Annotated in this window: 1 protein-coding gene; it reads left to right on the top strand. The window is 60.2% G+C overall.

Annotated features, from left to right (window positions below):
• A protein-coding gene (locus tag WEA77_RS02230) for an IS3 family transposase (RefSeq protein ID WP_368066240.1) occupies window positions 1–1076 on the top strand; the annotation gives its coding sequence in 2 pieces (ribosomal slippage) (window positions 1–205 and window positions 205–1076; 1077 coding nt annotated over the 2 pieces). This gene is flagged as partial in the annotation.
• Window positions 1077–1330 lie beyond the last annotated feature (254 nt).

The raw sequence follows: 1330 nt of genomic DNA on the forward strand, positions 1-1330 counted from the left end.
GTGAAGGGCGAGAAGACGCTGGCCGAACTGGCGCAGTTGTATGACGTTCATGCGAACCAGATCACGACTTGGCGCACGCAGTTGCTTGAGGGTGCCGCTGGTGTTTTCGGCGCGGACAGCGCCACCGAAGCGGCGGAACCTGCGATCGACGTGAAGACGTTGCACGCCAAGATCGGTGAGTTGACCCTCGTGAACGATTTTTTGGCCGGCGCGCTCGGGAAGGCCGGTCTGTTGCCGGGCGCAAAACGATGATCGACCGTTCGCACACGCTGCCGCTTGCGCGGCAGGCGCGGGAACTGGGGATCAGCCGGGGCAGCGTCTATTACTTGCCCAAGCCGGTGTCGCCGACCGATCTGGCCATCATGCGGCGGATCGATGAGTTGCACCTTGAGTTCCCGTTTGCGGGCAGCCGGATGCTGCGCGACCTGCTCCGGCAGGAGGGCACCAAGATCGGCCGACTGCACGTCGCGACCTTGATGAAGCGGATGGCGATCGAGTCGATCTACCGTCGCCCGAACACCTCGAAGCCGGCGGCGGGGCACAAGATCTATCCCTATTTGCTGCGCAAGCTGCCGATCGTGCGGCCGAACCAAGTCTGGGCAACCGACATCAGCTACATCCCGATGGCGAAGGGCTTCGTCTATCTCGTAGCTATCGTCGACTGGTTCAGCCGCAAGGTCCTGTCCTGGCGGGTGTCGATCACGATGGATGCCGATTTTTGTGTCGAGGCTCTCGAAGAAGCCCTGGCGCGCTTCGGCAAACCGGAGATCTTTAATACGGACCAGGGTAGCCAGTTCACGAGTATGGCTTTCACCGGTGTGCTGCTGCGCGAAAAGATCGCCATCAGCATGGATGGTCGGGGCGCCTGGCGCGATAACGTCATTGTCGAGCGGCTCTGGCGCTCGGTGAAATATGAGGAGGTCTATCTACGCGCCTATGGCGGGGTCAGCGAAGCCCGCGCATCGATCGGCCGGTACCTGAGTTTCTACAATGGCAAAAGGCCGCATTCGAGTCTGGCTGCCAAGACACCGGATCAGACATATTTTGACAACCTGCCCGTGAAGATGGCAGCATGAACATGGCCGTCGATATGGGGCGTCACTCCGGTCGGGCTACGCCCTCCCTGCATGACGCCCCATATCGACAGTTCAACCAAGCAACCGGCAGACGATCCACTTATCCCTTGCCGATCCCTGTGCAGACAAACCGAGCCACCTCTCATGCCCTCCATAACCAGAGGGTCATTGATTCAGACTTTCACCGCCTTGGGAAGCCCCCACGTGAGTCAAATCCCACGCAGGTTGGTATTAGCGGCGGTTACGGAACAATC

This window comes from Hyphomonas sp. (assembly GCF_040882205.1).
Lineage (GTDB): Bacteria > Pseudomonadota > Alphaproteobacteria > Caulobacterales > Hyphomonadaceae > Hyphomonas.